The 19,841-nt window shown below is 68.4% G+C and carries 16 protein-coding genes and 1 pseudogene; 6 read left to right on the top strand and 11 right to left on the bottom strand.

The window, feature by feature from the left end; all coding sequences use genetic code 11:
* Positions 1 to 12 precede the first annotated feature (12 nt).
* From ACP6CK_RS15095 to ACP6CK_RS15060, 8 genes are all read right to left on the bottom strand, one after another.
* Positions 13 to 1,722, bottom strand: coding sequence for a DUF4209 domain-containing protein (locus ACP6CK_RS15095; RefSeq protein WP_426954130.1), 1,710 nt, complete (start codon positions 1,720 to 1,722; stop codon positions 13 to 15).
* Between the two features lie 169 nt (positions 1,723 to 1,891).
* Entirely contained in the window at positions 1,892 to 3,937 is a 2,046-nt protein-coding gene (locus ACP6CK_RS15090; RefSeq protein WP_426954129.1) for a phage terminase large subunit family protein, read from the bottom strand.
* Positions 3,921 to 4,445 (bottom strand): hypothetical protein, encoded by a 525-nt coding sequence (locus ACP6CK_RS15085; RefSeq protein WP_426954128.1) that lies wholly within the window; start codon positions 4,443 to 4,445, stop codon positions 3,921 to 3,923. The genes ACP6CK_RS15090 and ACP6CK_RS15085 overlap by 17 nt, the downstream gene beginning before the upstream one ends.
* 3 nt (positions 4,446 to 4,448) lie before the next feature.
* Positions 4,449 to 5,732, bottom strand: coding sequence for a site-specific DNA-methyltransferase (locus ACP6CK_RS15080; RefSeq protein ID WP_426954127.1), 1,284 nt, complete (start codon positions 5,730 to 5,732; stop codon positions 4,449 to 4,451).
* A 657-nt stretch (positions 5,733 to 6,389) separates the two neighbouring features.
* Positions 6,390 to 8,714 (bottom strand): phage/plasmid primase, P4 family, encoded by a 2,325-nt coding sequence (locus tag ACP6CK_RS15075; protein WP_426954126.1) that lies wholly within the window; start codon positions 8,712 to 8,714, stop codon positions 6,390 to 6,392.
* Between the two features lie 76 nt (positions 8,715 to 8,790).
* Positions 8,791 to 9,030, bottom strand: coding sequence for a hypothetical protein (locus ACP6CK_RS15070; protein ID WP_426954125.1), 240 nt, complete (start codon positions 9,028 to 9,030; stop codon positions 8,791 to 8,793).
* Entirely contained in the window at positions 9,030 to 9,263 is a 234-nt protein-coding gene (locus ACP6CK_RS15065; RefSeq protein WP_426954124.1) for a helix-turn-helix transcriptional regulator, read from the bottom strand. Before ACP6CK_RS15065 ends, ACP6CK_RS15070 begins: the two co-directional genes overlap by 1 nt.
* Before the next feature lie 89 nt (positions 9,264 to 9,352).
* Positions 9,353 to 10,159 (bottom strand): hypothetical protein, encoded by an 807-nt coding sequence (locus ACP6CK_RS15060; protein WP_426954123.1) that lies wholly within the window; start codon positions 10,157 to 10,159, stop codon positions 9,353 to 9,355.
* A 292-nt stretch (positions 10,160 to 10,451) separates the two neighbouring features.
* Here ACP6CK_RS15060 and ACP6CK_RS15055 point away from each other — a divergent pair, with 292 nt between their 5' ends.
* Genes ACP6CK_RS15055 through ACP6CK_RS15045 form a run of 3 tightly spaced genes read left to right on the top strand, consistent with a single transcriptional unit; the run spans position 10,452 to position 12,774 of the window.
* Positions 10,452 to 10,970 (top strand): DUF2924 domain-containing protein, encoded by a 519-nt coding sequence (locus ACP6CK_RS15055; RefSeq protein WP_426954122.1) that lies wholly within the window; start codon positions 10,452 to 10,454, stop codon positions 10,968 to 10,970.
* On the top strand, positions 10,967 to 12,346 hold the full coding sequence (locus ACP6CK_RS15050; RefSeq protein WP_426954121.1) for a recombinase family protein: 1,380 nt from the start codon (positions 10,967 to 10,969) through the stop codon (positions 12,344 to 12,346). Before ACP6CK_RS15055 ends, ACP6CK_RS15050 begins: the two co-directional genes overlap by 4 nt.
* Positions 12,343 to 12,774: a hypothetical protein gene (locus tag ACP6CK_RS15045; protein WP_426954120.1), complete on the top strand. Its 432-nt coding sequence runs from the start codon at positions 12,343 to 12,345 to the stop codon at positions 12,772 to 12,774. Before ACP6CK_RS15050 ends, ACP6CK_RS15045 begins: the two co-directional genes overlap by 4 nt.
* 344 nt (positions 12,775 to 13,118) lie before the next feature.
* On the opposite strand, the gene ACP6CK_RS15040 is transcribed toward ACP6CK_RS15045, so the two are convergent.
* The 3 genes and pseudogenes from ACP6CK_RS15040 to ACP6CK_RS15030 all read right to left on the bottom strand — a co-directional run.
* Positions 13,119 to 14,153, bottom strand: coding sequence for a hypothetical protein (locus ACP6CK_RS15040; protein WP_426954119.1), 1,035 nt, complete (start codon positions 14,151 to 14,153; stop codon positions 13,119 to 13,121).
* Between the two features lie 383 nt (positions 14,154 to 14,536).
* On the bottom strand, positions 14,537 to 15,844 hold the full coding sequence (locus ACP6CK_RS15035; RefSeq protein WP_426959916.1) for an HNH endonuclease: 1,308 nt from the start codon (positions 15,842 to 15,844) through the stop codon (positions 14,537 to 14,539).
* A gap of 6 nt (positions 15,845 to 15,850) precedes the next feature.
* Positions 15,851 to 16,489: pseudogene (locus tag ACP6CK_RS15030) on the bottom strand (class I SAM-dependent methyltransferase); the annotation flags it as partial.
* A gap of 55 nt (positions 16,490 to 16,544) precedes the next feature.
* On the opposite strand from ACP6CK_RS15030, the gene ACP6CK_RS15025 reads away from it, so the two are divergent.
* From ACP6CK_RS15025 to ACP6CK_RS15015, 3 genes are all read left to right on the top strand, one after another.
* Entirely contained in the window at positions 16,545 to 17,828 is a 1,284-nt protein-coding gene (locus ACP6CK_RS15025; RefSeq protein WP_426954118.1) for a hypothetical protein, read from the top strand.
* Between the two features lie 473 nt (positions 17,829 to 18,301).
* Positions 18,302 to 19,051: an ABC transporter permease gene (locus tag ACP6CK_RS15020; RefSeq protein WP_426954117.1), complete on the top strand. Its 750-nt coding sequence runs from the start codon at positions 18,302 to 18,304 to the stop codon at positions 19,049 to 19,051.
* A 2-nt stretch (positions 19,052 to 19,053) separates the two neighbouring features.
* Positions 19,054 to 19,818 carry an ABC transporter ATP-binding protein gene (locus ACP6CK_RS15015; protein WP_426954116.1) on the top strand — a complete coding sequence of 255 codons (765 nt, stop codon included), beginning with the start codon at positions 19,054 to 19,056 and terminating at the stop codon, positions 19,816 to 19,818.
* Positions 19,819 to 19,841: the final 23 nt, after the last annotated feature.

Genomic DNA, 19,841 nt, shown 5'->3' with positions numbered 1-19,841 from the left:
GCAGACCACTCGCTAGCTCGAAGCATCAGGACCGCTGTCCCGAGCCTCGAAGGTCCAAGCCTCCATGGCTCGGGATCCTGGCAGTGCCATCCGAAGCAGGAGCCACCAGAGATAGATTCCCGGCACGCTCTGGAACTCGTCTGCCTCCATCATCCCGTGAGCAAATCTGTTCCGGAGATTGCCTCCTGCCTTTTCGGTCATGAGGCTCTTCAGCTCGAACACAAGCTCTGGGCCGATCATGGTCAGCAATAGTGGTTCTGCCAGTGCCTTGCCAAGCGGCCAGTCTTCCTGGATGCCATCTTGGTCAATGTGGGACGGGATGACACCACGCTCAGCGAGAATAGCCCGGATAGCGTATTCTGCTTGGGGAATGAGGAGGCTGAGCGCCACAGGCATGTCGCGATGGAATCCAGCTGCGAAGCCCGCAGCAAAGAGATTCATCCGGGACTTTGGGATGAACATGCTGCCTTCCAGCAGCTCCGAGATGTCGGGCGCCCCTGGAGTGTGCTCCTCCAGGAGCGTCAGGAGCGCCGGGACAATGAGCCCCCGAACGGCTAGCCAACGCTCGAGTTCTGCGTTCCGCTCCATCCGACCACGGATCCCCGCTTCATGCTCGTCTGGGTCATCCGTCATCAGACTTGGGATCTTCTGGATCACGCGACCGCCCGCGTCCATCTGGTACGAGGGCACTAATGCAAGAAGAGGGTGGCTCTTTGCCTGCTCCAACACATCCTGCCGAAGGCGGTCGGGGTCGAGCGGGCCCGTAAGGCTGCCGAGGGTGCAAATGGCATCGCCGAGAGAGCACCCCGCCACGGCTCCGCGGGCGCGGGGGGCCAGTTCGGAGATATCCACCTCCATGCCAACGGGCTTCATGGCCTTGAGGGATTCCTGTCCCGCAGCGTTGAGACGAGCATGCAGATCAGGCAAGCGCTCCTTGCCGCTGGGAAGCTCTCGGAAAGCCTGAATAGCCTCCTCGAAGAGGGCCTGAGCAGCCATGAGATTGCCGGCGTTCTCGTTGATGCTCGCTTCCTCGACCAGGGTCTCGGCGGCAGCCGCCCGAGCTTCGCGCTCACGGTCGGGGGCGGGGATCCGGCGGAGTAGCCTGGCAGCTATGAGGTAGTACATTCGGGCGGCACGTGCGTCACCATTCGCGTGGTTTCGCGCCGCTGCTCGGAGCGCTAAGGCTGCCAACTTGTCGGGATCACCGTGACGAAAATCGTCCAGCAATCCGAGTAAGCGGTGAGAGTGGAACAGCGGGTCGTCACCGTTCATGGCGACCACACGGCACAGGACACGGTCGAGCGCCACGGCGAGGAGAGGGCCTTGTCTGCCAAGCGACTTTGCCAGGCGCACTGCCCTTTCATATCGCTCCGCCGCCGGTGACCAGGGCGCGTCTATGCCGAGCCGGTCGGCAGCGTCGAGGTATGCTTCCACCGCGGCGCGTGCGGCACCGGCGTCTCGCTCCGCAATCCAGAGGACGTCACCAAGCCGCGCTCGAACGTCCGGGTGGCGCACGCCGGCGAGAAGGCTTCGAAGGTATCCGCGCTGCTTCCCATCAAGATCGGACGGTATCATAGACCTACGGCCATCCATGACGAGCATCGGCCCGAGTGGCTCTCTGGCGTTTGAATGTCTGAGATGGATATTGAAGACCTCTCCGAGGAGCCTCCATCCATCGGGTGATCCGGAACCCTCAGCCGAACGCTGGAAGGCAGCGCTCAAGCCGGTCCCGTCAGACGTCCATGCTTGCTCCGCGACAATGTCAACAGCTGCAGCATCTGGGAGCAAAGGCAAAGAGAGGACTCCTGATCAGGATGAACATCCTGAAGGGTGGATGCGGGCTGTCGAGCGCGAAAGGTTCAACGGGCCGTCCAGCTCGGACTAACCGTTATCAGTCATCGCGAAAGATGTTGCTGCGGCTGGATGGCCGCCGGGCGAAGTAGCCGGATCGGGGTGAGCTGAACCAGCTGCCCGGGCGTGGGTATCGAGGTGCGTAGGGGTTGTTGGCTTCCGCCTGCTCGGGGCGGCTGGTGGTCGGTGACGGACGAGCGGCGGGGGACTCCGCGCGGCTAACCGGGGCAGGCGGCGCTGGCAGGTCCAGGGCATCTCGCAGCCGCTGCCAGGCGCCCTCGCCCCAGCCGTCCATGCCGAGCGCCGCGGCAGCTGCGCGGGCGTACACCCGGCAGTCCAGCGCCTCGTTCCGCTCGCGCGTCTTCACCCACTCCAGCTTGCGGTAGCCGTTCCGTCCGCGCCTTGCCACCAGCTGCTCCGCTGTGAGCTGGTGGCAGAGCTCCTCCCCCGCCACGTGGCTCGGCAGGTGCACGTAGCCGGGTGGAAAGGGTTCGCCGCTCTCCTCGGTCGGACGGTCCAGCCGCAACCAGGCATAGGTCTCGCCCTTGAGGAAGGAGGAGCCCACCGGCCAGACCTTCACTCCGCCCATCCTCCGCCCGCCCCGCCGGATCTCGGTGGCCGAGGGCGCGCCGATCGCCGCCCGGAGCGCGTCCTGGCCCTTGATGGCGATGGTGCGCGCCGTCCCACCCCGCCGGACGAAGCTGTAGACCTCGGCCGTGGTCAGGCCGTCGCCGCTGTCCACCGCGGCGATGCCGATCGGCAGGGGGTGCCCCGTCTCGTGACGCCAACGCTCGCCCAGCAGGTCCCGCAGCGCCTCCCAGACCGCGGGCAGGTGCGGGGCTCCCTCCAGCACGCGGTGCTCCACCAGCCAGGACTGCCGGTCCGAGCCCCAGGCCCAGACACTCGCCTCCAGGCGGTCGCGCTGCACGTCGACGCCGGCGGTCAGGAACAGCCCGTCCCGGGGCACGGTGCCTGCCGGCCAGCTCTCCCGGCGGTCGTAGAGGCGCTGCCAGTCCGGTGCATCGCCCGCCTCCTGCCAGACCTCGCCGAGGACAGTGTTCTTGAAGGTCTTGAACGCCCGCTCGTCGCCCTGGGCCGCCTCCCAGTCCCGGGCGACCTGGGCCCAGCCGAACCAGCCCACCGGCGAGTAGAGGGCGGAGAGGTGGAAGCCGACCGCGTGCGGGTCCTCGGGCACCGCGGTCGGGCGCCACTCCCCCTCGGCCAGCATGGCGGTCTTGTGCGCCTCGGTGATCGGCCCCTCGCAGCCCTCGCAGAGGTAGTGCGCCGTCTCCGGCCGGCCCTTGTCCCAGATCAGCCGCTCAAAGCGCAGGTGCTGCGGGTGGCGGCAGTGCGGGCAGGGGACGAAGAAGCGGCGCTGGTCGGTGGAGGCGTACTCGCGCTCGATGCGGGACAGGCCGGCGATGGTGGGGGTGCTGACGAGCAGGGTCTTGCGCCGCCAGCCGTAGGTCCGGGCGCGGGCCTCGGCGAGCGCGACCGGGTCACCCTCGCCCTCGACGTCACCGGGGTAGGCGTCCACCTCGTCGAGGAAGAGAAAGCGGGCCGACATGGAGCGCAGCCCGACCGCGCTGTTGGCCCCGGTCATGACCAGCTGCCCGCCCGGGAACTCCTTGCTGAGCTGCCGATTGCCGCTGTCCCGCGCCCGGGCCGGGGCAACCCGCTGCCGCAGGGCGGGGGTGTCCTCCAGGAGAGGGTCGATGCGCTGGTCGGAGAAGCGCTTGGCGAGCTCGGTGGTGGGCTGGACGGCGAGCATGGGGCCGGGGGCGTGGTGGATGACGTAGCCGATCCAGTTGTTGCCGCACTCGGTGCCGCCGACCTGGGCGCCCTTCATGAACACCACGCGCCGGGCGGGGTGGGCCGGGGAGAGGGCGTCCATCACCTCGCGCAGGTAGGGGGTGCGGGCGGTGCGCCAGGGGCCGGGCTCGGCCGAGCCGCGGGAGCCGAGCAGGCGATGGGCGTCGGCCCAGGCGGAGACGAGCAGGGCGGGCTCGGGCGCCAGGCCGTCGCGCCAGGCGGCCAGCAGGCCAGCGGCGCCGTCGAAGTCGAGGAGATCACCCAAGCGGGACATGGGCCTCTCCCCGCTCCGAGAGGTGCTGGCGCAGGCGGCTGTCCATCAGTGTCTGCAGGCGGTGGGGATCGACGCCCAGCTCGGCGGCGAGTTCGGCGGCGACCCGGGCCGGCCAGGCGAGGATGGCGTCGCGCTCCTCGCGGGCAAGGCGGTGGACGAGGAGGAGGGCGCGGGCCTTGTCGATCAGCTTGCCCCGGCGCTCGTCCAGCCGCAGCCGGCGCTCCTGCGCCTTGAGGATCTCGTGTGCGGTGCGGGCGTCCGAGAAGGTGGTTCCGGTGCGCGGCATGCTTCCCTCGCCAGTCGGAATGCTTGTGGAGCCCGGTAACGGCGTAGTGGGCACAGGCCGGCGTGCCGGATCGGCGGATGCGGTCAGCCGGGCGCGCACCCGCTCCAGGTCCCAGCCCCCACCGGGCTCCTCGGCGATGCGGCCGCTGCGTACGGCCTTCTGCAGGGCGGTGTGCGACAGGCCCAACTGCCGCGCCACCTCCCGCTGCGAGGTCACCAGCACCGGTCAGTCCGCCGTCACCAGGGCGGGCTGCCGCTCGGCCGCGACCTCCGCGAAGCGGCGCCCATCCCCGTCCAGCACCGCGGCCCGGCCGGTCAGCGTCTGCCAGCGCTGGACCGCCACATCGACGTAGGCGGGGGAGAGCTCCATGGCGAGGCAGCGCCGTCCCGTGGTCTCGGCGGCCATCAGCGTGGTCCCGGAGCCGGAGAAGGGCTCGTACACTGCCTCGCCCGGGGCGCTGTTGTTCAGGATCGGCCGGCGCATGCACTCGACGGGCTTCTGCGTCCCGTGGACGGTGGGCGCGTCCTCCTCTCCGCCCACGGCGATGGCCCAGACCGTCGCCTGGTCGCGGGCACCCTGCCAGTGGCCCGTCGCACCCCGCCGGACGGCGTAGAGGCAGGGCTCGTGCATCCAGTGGTAGTCGCCCCGCCCGAGCACGAAGCGCGGCTTGGACCAGATGATCTGGCTGCGAACGGCGAAGCCCACTGCCTCGACGCTCTCGATCACCGTCCGGGCGTGCACCGCGGCGTGCCAGACGTAGGCCACGTCCCCGGGGAACAGGGACCACGCCTCTCGCCAATCGGCCCGATCGTCATTGGCGACCTTGCCGGTACGGGCGGTGGAGGAGACACCGGCCTCGTTGCGCCAGGCCGGGTCGTACTCGACCCCGTAGGGCGGGTCCGTGACCATCAGGTGCGGCGTCTCGCCGCCGAGCAGACGGGCCACGTCCGTGGCCGAGGTGGCATCGCTGCAGAGCAGGCGGTGCTGGCCGAGGAGCCAGAGGTCGCCCGCGCGGGAGACGGGGTTCGCGGGCGGCTCCGGGGCAGGGGCGTCGGGATCGCCCGCCTGCGCATCACCAGCCACGTCGTCGGGCGCCAGCAGCCGGTCCAGCTCCTCCTGACCGAAGCCGACGAGCCCGAGGTCGAACGATTCGTCCTGCAAGCCTCGCAGTTCCTGCGCGAGCACCGCCTCGTCCCATCCGGCGTTCAGCGCGATCTGGTTGTCGGCCAGGCGGTAGGCCCGCAGCTGCGCCGGCGTGAGGTGCCCGAGGCGGATGGCGGGCACGGCGTCCAGCCCCAACTCCCGCGCGGCGAGCACCCGGCCGTGTCCCGCGACCAGCACGCCGGTGTCGTCGACCAGCACCGGCACGTTGAAGCCGAACTCGGCGATGGAGGCGGCGATCTGCGCGACCTGCTCCGGCGGGTGCGTGCGTGCATTGCCGGCGTAGGGCAGCAGCGAGACGAGCGAGCGGCTCTCGATCGATCCGGCTTGCCAGGGCGACCTCTGCATCGGTGGTGCTCCAACCCTCCTTGGCGACGACGACTGGCAACCTGCGTGCGGCAGCGGGCAGGGTGGCAACTGGCAGGGCCGTGTGGGTTGCCAGTTGCCAGCGATGGTCACGCGGAAGTGGCGCTATTCGGCGAGAACAGGCAGGCTGCGGTGAGCGCGGTGGCAACCTGGAAATCGGGGCTCACGCTAGGAAGGTCGGGCGCTCCGGCCCCCCGCATACGTCACCTCGCCAGGAAGGACCCATGCCCCCGGGGGTCTGCACCGCTCTGCCCGCTGCCCGCTGCCCGCTGCCCTCGTCGCTCACTCGCGCCGCCATCGCCGCTCACACCATCATCGCGTCGTCGATCCTCATCTCCGTGCGCAGCAGTCTAACGCATCTCGCACTCATTCCGCTACATGACTGTCTTGCGCAGGACTACGCAGGACCACGATCAGCCAAAGTTTTTTTGACGCGGAGGCCTGTTGAGAGGCGGATGCGGCGCGACGGAGGAGGACCAAAAGAGATCCGCATTCGTGGTCCTCCGACCTTCCAGCGACGTCAGCGACGCGTGCGACGCGTATTCCCGTTAATCGCCACACGCGCGCGCACGCGTAGCGTACTAACCGGAAATCGCGTCGCACGCGTCGCTGGCGTCGCTGAGAGGCAGGAAGCCGCACTCACGGATCGCGGTCCGACCAGTGAGGCGACCCAGGGCCAGGCTTCACCTGGATGCCGAGGAAGCCACGTCCGCGAAACAACTGGCAGTCCTTCGTCCGCTGGAACCCCTGCCGCTCCAGCATCGTGGCGAACCACTTCGCATTGTGCGGCTCGTCGGCCCGGCTCTGGGCGTAGCCGCGCCAGGAGGCGAAGAGATTTGCGCTGGTATCCCCGAAGCCTCTGCCGGTGTCGCAGCATTCCTCGACCCACTGCGCCAGGAGATCCTGCTCGGCGAAGTACTCGGCGGTGGCGTCGAGCACGGCCCTGGGACGTTGCAGCCCATCCTTCTGCCAGGCCAGGCACCCGTCGATCAGCCAGCGCAGGATCCCGGGCCACTCCTCCTGCAGCTTGTCCGTGAGGTGCTTGTCCGGAACGACCGGCTTATGGAGGAAGGGGACCACGTTGAACCGGCGCCGGGCCGCGTCGTCCACGTTGCGCAGCGCCGGCTTGTGGTTGCCGCTAATCGTCAGTTTGAAGGCCGGGACGAAGGTGAAGTAGTCCTGTCGCATGAAGCGGGCGGTGATCGGATCGCCGCCGGTCAGGGCCTTGATCCGGCTCTCCGCCCAGGCACGGCCCTCCTCGGTCTCGGTCGTCATGACCATCCTGGCACCGTGCAGCATGGCGAGGTCGGTGGGGTGCCGATCGCTCTGCGAGGCGGTGAAGGTGTCCATGGCGGCGTTGGTGGCGTAGGTGCCGAGGATTCCAGCTACCGTGACCAGCAGGACGCCCTTGCCGTTGCCGCCCGGGCCGTAGACGAAGAGCAGGGCGTGCTCGCGGGTGACGCCGGTCAGGGTGTAGCCGAACCAACGCTGCAGGAAGCCGATTAGCGCCTCGTCGCCGCCGGTGGCCTGCCAGAGGAAGGCCAGCCAGAGAGGACATGTGGCGCGTTCGGCCGGGCTCACGGTGGTGGTGCGTGAGATGTGGTCCTCCTGCCGGGCGGGGCGGAGCTCCCCGGTTCGGAGGTCGACCGTGCCGCCGGGCGTGCCGAGCAGCCAGGGATCCTGGTCCCAGGTGGCGCTGGTCACCGCGAAGGTGCGGTCGGCCTGGGCGAGGCGCTCCACACCGGAGGCGAAGCTGGCCTTGCCGGCGGCCACCATGACCTTGGGGTTCTCGGTCGCGGCTGCCATTCGGCGGGCGAGGTGCCGGGCCCAGGAGAAGGCGAGCCTTGTCTCCTCCCGCTGCCAGATCGACCCACTCCATCGATACCACCGCCCGGCATGGTGGCAGTACCGCAGGGTGTCCGCGAGCTTGCGGGCGAAAGCGGCGGCGACGCTGTCCTCGGTGATCGGGACATCGCCGGCGTCCTTATCGGGGGAGGTCGCGTCCTCGCCCTTCGGCGGGCGCTTCCCTGGGTCGCGGTCACCACGGTCCTTGGCAGAAGCCTCCTTGACGTAGATGTCCTCCAGGCAGCGATCGATGTCGGTGAAGCGGCCCTGCCAACGACTATCTCGATCGGCTTCGGGGACCGTCTCCATGGCTTCGACCAGCCGTCGCCGCGCCTCCATGTATGGCACCCCCTGACGGGCCCAGCGGCCGAGGAGACGGACCGAGGCGGCGTGGTAACAGAGGCCGTTGCGGATCTGCTGGAGGAGCTCCGCTTCGTTCAGCGGCCCCTGCCTGGGTTTTCCTTCGGCGTCCTTGCTGCTCCCGGCGTTCGGCTTGCCGCGCCAGACGGAATCAAGTTCATCCAGCTGGTCGATGGGGATCCCATCGAGCACCTCCACCTGATGCTCTGGGTTCTGTCCAACCTTGCCGTAGTAGTAGCTCTGGGACAGCGTCCAGCTCTCATCGGAGAAGATTCCACCGAAGAGGCCGTTCAGCCGGCCTAGGAGGTGCTGCCGGACCTCGGGAGACATCTCTCCTGAGGTGGGGCAAAGGATGCGCCAGCGAGGCTTGCCAGGGGTGTGCGATGGGGAGGTGTAGATGAGGCAGAGCAAGCCGGCCTTGGCGGCGATCTCGACCGCCTCGTCGAATGCTACGCTCTCGCCGTCGTAGTCCGCCTCGATCCCGCTGATGGTGAGGATGTTGGCGTCGTGTCGCAGGCTCACCTTATCGGTTCGCCGGTCCCCAAAGCGAGCCATCTTGAGCCAGGGGAGCAGCTTCTTGGTTGCGGCGGTGACGGCCTGAATGCGCGGCGCCAGGGAGCGAAGGGTGTAGATCTCCTCGCGCTTGCTGGCGGCGGCATAGTCCGGAAAGAAGGTCAGCGCGAAGGGCTGGTCCAAGCCGGTGGCGACACTCGACCATCCGCTGTCCGCATCGGGCGGGATGCCGGTCTGCGCGTTCATGGCGAGGCCTCGAGGAATTTCAGGAGATCAGCATTGGGGGCGCGCGGCCGGGCCCGACGGGCCATTCCGACGGCGCTCATTGCAGCGGCACCGTGTCGACGGGGTGATCGGTGTCGAGCTCGTCCTTGCCAAAGACCGCCGCCAGCTGCTCCTCGGTCAGGCCGAGGGCGCGGCAGAGCTCATCATGGCAGACGTGCACGTCCCCGGTGGCGGGGTCGACCCAGGGCTGTACGCCGTGCCGCGACAGGAAGGCCCGCAGCTGCGCGTTGATCTCGGCCCGGTCGTCAGCTGACAGAGCGTGGACTGCGCGCGGCATCAGAGGGCGCCCTCCGCCTCGGCCGTGCCGGCCGGCACGCGGCGCTGCTCGGCCTCGTAAGCTTCGATGTCCTCCAGCTTGTAAGCGACCCGGTGGCCAACCTTGATGTAGGCAGGCCCGTGCCCGGACCAGCGCCAACGCTCAGCGGTCTTCGGACTGATGCCCCAGCGGGCGGCGAGTTCGTTCTGGTTGAGATGGCGGGCGTAGCGGTCGCTCCGGAACGGCGCGGCCATGATATGCACCTCGCGGCTGTTCGTGGTGCCGCAAGGTTAGGCGCATGGTCTGAGTGGAAATCGGTTGAGTGTTATTCAGTTGAGCGCAATCATTTCTGAACAAGATTATCACTCAACAACCGCGCGTAGATCTTGGGCAGACGAGTTCGGATGGTCTGCTCATGCGGGATCGACTGACGGCGCGGATGGGTCTTGCCGAGGCGCTTGCGCACGGCGCGGGCGAGTGTCGTCCAGCTGGGTTTGCCACTGGGGCTGCGAGCAGCCAGCCGCTGAACCTCCTCCCAGTTGGTCCGCAGGTCCTCCTCAATCATCGGGCCGACATTTGCCCGACCGCGGGGCCGGCGCAGAGGGGCCGCCTCCTCCATTTCGCGGCTCGGCTCCGATGGTGCCGCGATGCCCTGTTCCTTGCTGAAGGTGGGCGCCATCGGCTGGCGCACGATCCGTTCGACCATCACGTCGATGAAGCGGACCTCCTTCGCCGTGACACTGTTCTGCGCCCTGAAGACGAGCAGCCGCGCCCAGATTGCTGGGATGACAGAACGTGCTGCGGCGAGGCTTGGGGCGATCTGCAGGCCCGTCAGGACCAACTCGCCGGAGGCGATGCGGGCACGGAAGTCCTCGCGGACCTCAATCCAAGCCAGTTGCTGTCTATCCCCGATCACCTTGCGCTCGGCGGCGCGCAATCGGCCCAGGTCACCGCGCCAATCATCATCGTCGTATCCCCAGGACCGGTTGAAGTAGCGGCTCCGAATGGGGAGTGCCGGCGGCATCGGCACATTGAGGGCGACCTGCCAGCGATGAACCAACTCGGGTTCGCAGAAGGCGCAAATAGCCTCCAGGAGAGGCAGCCTGTCAGGACTGGTCGGCATGGCGAGGGTGCCCAGCCATGAGGGCATCTCCGAATCCAAGTTGCTCGTTTGTTCTAGGCGAGCATTCCCATCCGGTCGAGTCTTACCAACCCGCTCCCCAACCCCGAGCGGGCCTCCCTCGCCAGGAGGTGAACCTCCACCTCCCACCTCACCTCCGCGAGGTCTGCGCCCTGCTGGCCACTGCCCTGCTGCGGCTCCGCGCCCACACCGCCGAGGATCTCGCCCGCGACGCCGCCCAGGCCCGGGGGAGGGGAGAGAGTTCGCTACACTTCCCGCCCGAACAGAGCGGTCGTGTGCCAGCCCCAACTCGGAGTGCGGCATGACCCGACGATCCTCGAATCAGGCTTCCAGCGCGCCGCCACCGGTCCCGGCGCCGGTGTTCCCCGCCATTCCCCCGGCCGAGGTCCTGGGCCGCCTGGCCGCCCTCAGGACCGCGCCGATGGCCGAGCTGAAGGCGCAGTGGCGCCTCCTGTTCGGCAAGGAGCCGCCGCCCTGGAACAAGGCTTACCTCCAGAGCCGGCTGGCCTACCGCGTCCAGGAGCTGGCCTATGGCGGCCTGAAGCCCGAGACCCGCGCCCGGCTGGAAGCGCTGGGCGAGCAGTTGGACGGCGGCAACGTGGTGCTGCGCCGGATCCGAGCGGACAGCCGGCCGCTGCCCGGCACCCGGCTGCTGCGGGAGTGGCAGGGTGTCCAGCACGCGGTGACGGTGCTGGCCGACGGCTTCGAGTTCGAGGGCCGGCCGTACCAGTCGCTCTCGGCGGTGGCGCGGCACATCACGGGCACGCGGTGGAACGGGTGGGTGTTCTTCGGCCTCAAGGGCCAGGGAGGCCGGGCATGAGCCGCCGTCAGACCAGGGGCGGGTCAGTCCTGCCGCCGGCCAATATCCTGCCGCCCACGCCCGCCAAGCGCCTCCGCTGCGCCGTCTACACGCGGGCCTCGGGCGAGGAGGGGCTGGGGATGGAGTTCAACACCCTCGACGCCCAGCGCGGCGCCTGCGAGGCCTACATCCTGTCCCAGCGTGCCGAGGGCTGGACCCTGGTGCCGGACCGCTACGACGACGGGGGCTACTCGGGTGGCAACCTAGAGCGCCCCGCCCTCCGGCGCCTGATCGGGGACATCGAGGCGGGCCGGGCGGACATCGTGGTCACCTACAAGCTGGACCGCCTCTCCCGCTCCCTGACCGACTTCGTGCGGCTGATGGAGGTGCTGGATCGGCACCAGGTGACCTTCGTCAGCATCACGCAGTCGTTCAACACCACGACCAGCATGGGGCGGCTGACGCTGAACATCCTGCTGAGCTTCGCGCAGTTCGAGCGGGAGGTGATCGGGGAGCGGATCCGGGACAAGGTGGCGGCCTCGCGGGCGAGGGGCATGTGGATGGGCGGCCATGTGCCGCTCGGCTACGAGGTGCGGGAGAGGAAGCTGATCCCGAACGCGACCGAGGGGGAGACGGTCCGGCGCGTGTTCGAGGTGTTCGCCGAGACGGGCTCCGGGCTGGAGACGGCCAGGGTTCTGCAAACCGAGGGGCGGACGAGCAAGGCGGGTCGACCGCTGGACCGGGGGGACGTGTACAAGATCCTGCACAACCGGACCTACGTGGGCGAGGTCGAGCACAAAGGGCGGGTCTATCCGGGCGAGCACCAGGGAATAGTCGGCCGGGACCTCTGGGACGCAGCGCACGATGCCCTGAAGGAGAGCCCGCGGACCCGGGGCAACGGCACGCGGAACCAAACGCCGGCGCTGCTGAAGGGGCTGCTATTCGGGGCGGACGGGCGGGCGCTGTCGCCGACGCACACGCGGAAGGCCGGGCGGCTGTACCGCTACTACGTCAGCCAGTCGGCGCTGAAGGGGACGGCCGAGGGGCAGGACGACACGCTGGTCCGGCGTGTCTCCGCGGCGCAGATCGAGGCGGTGGTGCTGGAACAGGTGAGGGCGCTGATCCTGCAGCCCGAGGTCGTGGTGGGGACATGGCAGGCGGCACGGGCCACAGACCCCGATCTGACCGAGGCCAAGGTCCGAGATGCCCTGACCAGCCTCGCGCCCCTTTGGGACGAACTGTTCCCGGCAGAGCAGGCGCGGATTGTGCGGCTGTTGGTCGAGCGGGTCACGGTGTCGCCGATCGGGGCGGATATCAGCTTGCGGGTTGAGGGGCTGGCGGGGTTGGTGCGGGATCTCGGGGCGGGGCGGACCGAGGTGCTGGAGGCCGCTGAATGAGTGCCGCCTCTCCCTCCAGCCTCACGGTACGGGTGCCGCTGGCGATCCGGCGGCGGCCGGGGCGGAAGATGGTGGTGACGCCGGAAACGCCTGGTGCGCCCTATCTGCCCCCCGTGCAGACACATGCCGACCCAGCGGTGCTGAAGGCGCTGGCCCGAGCCTTCCGATATCAGAAGCTGCTGGATGAGGGGCGGTATGCGTCGATCACCGAGATTGCGGTGGCCGAGCGGATTGAGCGGAGCTACCTCGGCAGCTTACTCCGGCTGACGTTGCTGGTGCCCGACATCGTGGAGGCGGCGCTGAACGGAAGACAGGCCAAGCAAATCGACATGTCGAGACTGATGATTCCACTTCCAGCAGATTGGGAACAGCAGAGGGCCGCATTGTCCAAAGGGGGGGCGGTGGCGTGTCAGCGGCTTTCAAGCTAGTCCGCTCTGCGCCCAACTCGGACGATGCTGGGCGTCGCTGACACCTCTCGGAGCGGACATCGAGCTCGCGACGTCCGGCGACAGGATGAGGGGTAAGTGGCTACAGCCGGTCACCGCACAGATGCCTGCTTTAACCTCGTGAGCGGACATGAACGCAGCCTACCCGAAATCGCCCGCTATGCGTGTTCTGGCCGTCACGGGACGACCAGCTCGCGGGCTGGATGCCGCGAAACGGACGTACGACAGCGCCAGTGTCCCGCGAAAAGGGCAAGGGCACCAACCGTTCTGGCGTAGTCGAGCCCGTCCGCGTGGGCAGGACCGCGGGGTGCGCTGGAAATCGAATATCAGCCCAACAACCAGCGGACCTCGTGGTCGAGCAGGGAGTAGACCCGCATCACCCATCTATAGCCGTCCCGGAGCTTCTTGGCCTCGGCGAACTTCTTGCAAATGGCGGCATTGCTGCTCGGAGGAAGCACAGCGCGCACCTTGCTCTCGATACTTTCGCGCAACTTCGGTTTCGGCGCCTCGTCGAGTGAGTGGTAAAGTCGGCCGAGGTGAAGTGCCAAGTCGAGCATGTTCGACTCTGCTAGGGGAAGAAGCGAGGTGGCTCGGCCGAGCCGGATGCCGATCCGCTTGGCATGCTCCTCTACGGGATCCCACTCGGACTTCTTTGTCTTGGGCGTGCTGCAGCCCTGGCGGATCGCAGCCAGCGATTCGAGGATCGGCAACGCGTCGTCCGGCGCCAGGAGTTGGTTTGTGCGCTGCTCTAGAAGCCGCAGGGTTGCGATGAGTTCATCCGGATCGGCCTGGGCCATCCAGCCAAACTCGCCGTAGATTAGAATAACGTAGGCCCAGAGGTCAGCGCCATAATAGCCGAGTTCAAGAGCCGCGATCAGCCTCTCCCTGTTGATCGTGGGGTCGGCGCTCAGAGCCACCTGGGGATAATGTGACTTGAACATAGAGGGGTTGAGTTTCAGCCCATCGACACTGTCTTCCCAGAACAAAATTCCGACGGCGAACTTACCCTGCGCGACGCGCTGGTCGGATAATGTGCGTACCTTATGCTGAAGCGGGGCGTCGTGATCACAAGTCGTGGCGATCCAAAGTGTGGATAGTGGCCCAAATTTTTCGGCGTTCACCACTTCGGCGGTAACGATGTCGAAGGAGAGAGGCGGCTTATAGCGCTTGCACTGGATGCCGACGCGGCGTCCGATCTCGTCCGGCCCCCAAATGTCGACCCCGTGTTGCTTCTGTCCGTCCCGTCCATTCTTCTGTAGGTTTGGGCTCTTCCATTTCAGCGCCATCGCATCGCGCGTGATGGACTCGAAGTCTTGCCAGCGTTTTGGAAGCGGCAGTTCCATTCCGTTGATCGTGGGCATCTTCGCTTAACCGGTTGTGAACGGAGGCTTGCGCCGCCATGCCGCGAACTATTCCTTCTTCGCCACGGGTGTTCCATCGTGTGCAGCCTCCTGTACCGCTTTTTTGCGAAGGCGGCGGCCCAGCGCATGTCCGGATGTGCGCGAAGCCAGCGCCCCTGTGATCGTCAGACCGATGGGCGCTTGGCCCTACCAATCAGACCCCAGCTGGCCAGATGAGAAAGTCTGGAATGGGTCGGACGTGGCTCTTCGGTTCGCGAACGTCGAAGTCCGCTTCCGCGCTATCCGGGCTTGTGAGCCACCCGGCCGCTTCCGGCCAACATCGGCCAATCGCAAGAACGGCGGGGGGGGGCAGGTCGGTGGCGGGATGGCACGGCGCTCCGGACTCATGAACTCCAGCTCCACTCCGGAACGCTTTGATCCTGGCGCAGGCGGGCGCGCTGCAACGCCATCGCGACGTGTACCTCCCGAGTGCCTGTCGTGTCAGAGGAGGCGAGGCCGGGCAGGCTGGCTCGGGCCTCGGAGGCGAACCGCACTGGCAGCACCCGATCCTCAGGACCGAGGTAGGCTGCCGACCACCAGTCGGCAATCGCCGGTCCCGCCTGTTGCAGGGCTTCGGCCGAGGGCAGTCGGTCGCGCTTGCCGTGCTGGTTCACCCGCCGATGAGACGGCATCAGATTCCAGAGATCACTGCAGGGCCAAGCCGACCAAGGCATGCAGTGGTCGACGTCCAGGGTCTCCGGCGTCAGACGCCTGCCGCTCCAGACGCAGTGGACGACGGCTCCACCGTCCATGAGCGCCAGCGCCCGGGCGCGAGGCACGGCGACGTCGCGGACGGGATCGGCCCAGGTCATCGCCGCAGCCATGACACCCGCCTCCGACGTCCTGCCCTGGGCGGAGGCGTAGCTCTGCATGAGGCGCATCCACTCGGAGACGAGTGCGGGTTCCACCCAGACCGCGAAGCGCTGCATCGCCCTCCACAGGTGACGCGGCACCCGCATGGTGCCGAGGCCGGAGAGGAAGGCGCCATCCACGACCAACCCGCCGGAATGCCGTCCAGCTCGGGCGCGGGTGGTCTCGAGGATACGCGCGCCGCCGGGGAACGTCAGATAGTTCGCGGGCATGCGGATGATGTGGTCCGCCGCCTCGCGTAGGGCGCTGTGGAGCGCTATCGCCGCAGTCTCACCGAGCACGGCGCCGACCCGCAGGTCGAGGGGCGACAGGGCTCCCCCTTCCAGGGCCCTCCAGCCCGGCCCCGCGAAGCCCAGGCCCTCGGCCCCGCGTCGATTGCCCGGAGCCTGGGGCAGGTCCGCCCTGACCAACGGGAGGTAGAGCCGCAGCCAGTTCAGGGCGACCAGCCCCAGTGGCAGCCGGACGTGGTCGTCGCCGTCCTCCTCAGCCAGCCCTGCCGAGCCATCCGCTGCCCGGCACAGGGCTCGGAGCAGACCCAGCTTGTAGGTCGCACTCTTGGCGTCTTGCAGGATTAGGTGCCGCAGCAGGGGCAGGGCGCCTGTCCCGTCATCCGGTAGGCGAAGGACAACGGCCGTCCAGGAGACATCCGGCCTGCCCTGGAGATCGGGGGACGGCACCGCCCGGACCACCTCCATGCCATGGCTCCTGGCCAGGGCCTCCACCTCAGCGAGGCTGACGGGATATCCGCCGCGGCCATCATCGGGGCCGTGGCGGAGCGTCATCGTCAGCAGCCCGCCTGATCGCAGTAGGCCTGCCAGCTTGCGGAAAGCGCGTGGCCGGTCCGCTGGGGCAACGTGCTGCCAGACGGCACTCAGGCAGACGATGTCGGCCGCAACGCCCGCGCGTGTCACGGTCGATAAGGCTGGTAGGCTGTCGGCAAGCCAGCGGATCCTGGGTGACGCGTGCCGCCGCTCGGCCTCGGCCCGCATGCCGGGCGAGGGCTCGACTGCGATCACCTCATATCCAGCCTCGGCGAAGGCAGCCGCGTCCCGCCCTGTCCCCGCGCCGACGTCGATGACCATAGCAGGCGGTCTGGGCAGAAGTTCGGCGAGCCAGCCGCGGGTAATCGTTGGTTGAACTGCCTCGTAGGCCACCGCCAGCCGGCCGGCGTTCGAGTCGTACCAGGAGACCACCAATGGCTGCACGCGCCGACCATAGCAGGCGCTGAGCCGAACGCTCCATCTAGCCCCACGACAGCTTCTGCTCAGCGCCCAACCCGGACATCCGGGCGCCGGCGCCGCCCCTCCGCAAGCGGACCTAAAGGCTGCGCCGCGGGGGCGTTCCGTGCCGCGGCCCTTGTGCCGATGCGGAAAATCGGGATACCCGTTCGGATCAACAATGAAACTTCCCGCCTCCCTTCTCGCCATCCTGCTCCTGGCAGCACCGGCCGTCGGGGCACAAACCCCCGAGAGGGATCAGGCCATGCAGCGCCTGGAAGAACTCTTCCGCCGGAACACGCCGGCCCGCAGCCCCGAGCCTCGCCCCCTGGACCAGGCGGCCGTGCGGGCGCGCCTCAATGCCCTGACCGGGGAGCCCGGCGAGGTGTTCCGGGCCGTGGAAGCGGAAGCGGCCGTCGCGCAACGGGACCGTCCCGGCGAATGGGCGGCCGTGGAGGCACGCCTCGACGCCGTTCTGGCGCAGCCGCCCTCGCCCTTGTTCCACAGGCCGGGGGCGTCGCCGCCGGCCCCCTCCGTGGGACAGGAGCCCTGGCCGCTGCCCCTCCTGGCGTCGCGCGTGCCCGGCGCCGAAACGCCGGCGCTGCGCCGGGCCTTGCTGCGCGGCATCGCGGGGAACCCGGACCCGCGCCGCTCGCCGCTGCTGGAAGCGCTGCGGCAGGGCCTGCCACCCGATGCCCTCGACGACGACCTCCCGTGGGCGAGCCTTTGGGATGACCTGCTGCTCGCCGCGGCGACGCTCGCCTGGACGGAAGCGCGGCTGCCGGGGCTGTTGGCAACGGAAGCGCCGCCCCGCTTCGACGATCTCGGCCTGCGGCTCGTGCTCCGCTTCGCGCCGCAACTGCGGCCGGACACGCGCCAGATGGCCTTCGACCGCCTGCTCGCCCGCCGGGCCGACCCGGACACCATGTGGCGCCTACAGGTCCAGAACCCCTACTGGAACGCGCTGCTGCTGCTCGACCGCGCGCGGGCGAGCGACGTCATCGCGGCGGCGCTCCTCCCGCATTCACGCGACACCTTCCCTATCCTCCAGGTGCTGGAAAAGGAGCCCGGCGTCGGGGAGCCGCTGGCGCGGGCCCTGCGCGGGCTCGGGGCGCAGCTGGAAGGGCGCAACCGGCTCATGAACGGTCCGGCGGCGCAGGTGGCGCTGCTGCGGATGGCGCCGCGCGAGAACCTGCCGGCCGTGCTGGACGAGGCGGCGGCGATGGTGCAGCGGGCGCCGGAGGACAGAACGGCGAACGGTGCGGGGACCGAGGCGTTGAAAGCGGCGACGACGGTCATCGAGGCCGCCGCGGCGGTGGACCGGGTCGCCACCGCCCGGCGGTTCGCGCCCCTTGTCAGCCGGCGCGACCTCAACCCCTTCGACGGGCTCAAGCTGCTGGACGGGCTGGAAGCGGGGCGCGACCCGAGCCTGCCCCAGCGCATCCGCGAATGGCGCGCGGCCGGGCCGCGCCGGGAGCGGATGCTGGTTGAGCACGCCCAGCTCTGGGGCCCCTTCGGGCGACGCGCCCTGCGCGAGGCGGGGCGTTGAACGGGCGCCGCCCATCCGGGCGGGGCCGCCGTCGGCTCTGGGCGGCCGCGCACCACCCGTGATCTGACTGCCGCTTTCCCGAATGCTCCGCCCGGAAACTGCCGGTCCGCTATCGGCAATCTCGGATATTGGAAACGCAATCTAAGCTGGCGTGTTCACGGCAGCTCGCCCACCATCCACTCCCTGAGCTTGGACCACCTCCCGCCCCTCGAAGCGGACTGAGAGCTCGCCTCTCCACCGTCGGATAAGAAGCCGACAAGGGCACTTTAAGCCAGATCGAGGGTGCTGGATGAGCCCATGTTTTCAGAACTTCCCGTGAAGCCGCTTTGCCAAGGCGTTAGAGGCCGGTCGGCAACCTGGGCGGGAACCTACCGGCTTTGATAAGGGGTTAAGGTCTATCCAGGTAACCAGCCGGTTGTCTCCACCGTCGAAGCGCGTATCGTCGCGCCGCCGAAGGGGACATGAACAGAGGAATGGTCAGGCGTCACGGGCCCGCGGTACTGGCGCATCTTGCTCTGCTGGCGCTGTGGGCCTGGGCTACCGGCCCCGGTGGCGTGCCACGCTTCATCATGCCCGGTCCAGTGGAGACGGCGGCGACTCTCCTTGTGCCGCGCTATGGCTGGGGAGGGCACCTCCTTGTCACGGCATCCGAGGCTGCGGCAGGTTTCCTGCTGGCGGTCGGCGTCGGCGTCACGCTCGCGGTGACCTTCACCTGGTCCGCCCCGGCGCGCCGGGCACTAATGCCCCTGCTGGTGACACTGAACCTGATCCCGAAGGTGGCGCTGGCACCGATCTTCGTTGTCTGGTTCGGTTACGGGCTGATCCCGAACATCGTCATCACCTTCGTCATCGCTTTCTTCCCGATCGTCATCACCACCGCGCGCGGGCTGGCGGAGGTTGAGCCGGAACTGCTGGACCTCGTGCGCGTGGTGCGGGCCACGCGCTGGCAGGTGTTCCGCAAAATTCAGTTACCCTCGGCGCTACCCTATCTTTTCTCCGGAATGCGGGTCGCGGCGGTGCTGGCGATCGCCGGCACGGTTGTGGGCGAGTTCATCGGGTCTGAGGCCGGACTCGGCTTCGTCATGCTCTCCGCCCAGGCGACGGTGGACACGCCGGCGATGTTCATGGCGCTGGTGCTCATCACTCTCGTCGGCGTGGCGCTTTATGCCGCGGTCGTCGGACTGGAGCACGCAGCGGTGCCGGCGAGCGCGCGGTTGCGCTGAGCATGGACGCCCCGCAGCCCTTCATCCACCTCTCGAACGTCGCCAAGACCTACCGAGCCCAGGGGCGCGCGGTGACGGCGGTCTCCGACGTCACCTTCGACGTGGCGGAGGGAGAGTTCGTCTGCCTCGTCGGGCCGTCCGGCTGCGGCAAGTCCACACTGCTCAAGATGCTGGCCGGCCTGCTGAATCGGGATGGTGGCACGATGCGCGTCGGCGGCCCGGGATTTGACCCCGGGCGCGACATCGGCATCGCCTTCCAGCAACCGCTCTTGCTGAAGTGGCGGCGTGTGATCGACAACGTGCTGCTGCCGGCGGAGATCCTCGGCTTGCCGCGCCGCGCCACGCGAGACCGGGCGCGGGAACTGCTGGAGTTGGTCGGCCTGTCCGGCCAGGAGGACCGCTTTCCTCATGAGCTGTCCGGCGGGATGCAACAGCGCGTCGCTATCGCCCGCAGCCTCATTCACGACCCGAAGCTGGTGCTGATGGACGAGCCTTTCGGCGCACTGGATGCGCTGACGCGGGAGCGGATGAACCTGGAGCTGCGCCGCATCTGGACGGCCAGCGGTAAGACGATCGTGCTGGTGACCCACGGCGTGCAGGAGGCCGTTTTCCTGGGTGAGCGAGTGGTGGTCCTGACCGCCGGTCCCGCCCGCATGGCCGATGAGTTCACGGTGACGCTGCCGGAGCCTCGCGCGCTGGACGTGCGCGCGACCTCGGTCTTCGGCGACTATGCTCGTCGCATCTATGGGCGCCTCGGCATGGCCTGAGGGGCTAAATAAGACAGGAGGAA

Origin of the sequence: Muricoccus radiodurans, from assembly GCF_050154705.1 — a bacterium.
Taxonomy (GTDB): domain Bacteria; phylum Pseudomonadota; class Alphaproteobacteria; order Acetobacterales; family Acetobacteraceae; genus Roseomonas; species Roseomonas radiodurans.
The sequence above is the reverse complement of the archived record's forward strand: the minus strand, read 5'-3'. Positions and strand labels throughout refer to the sequence as shown.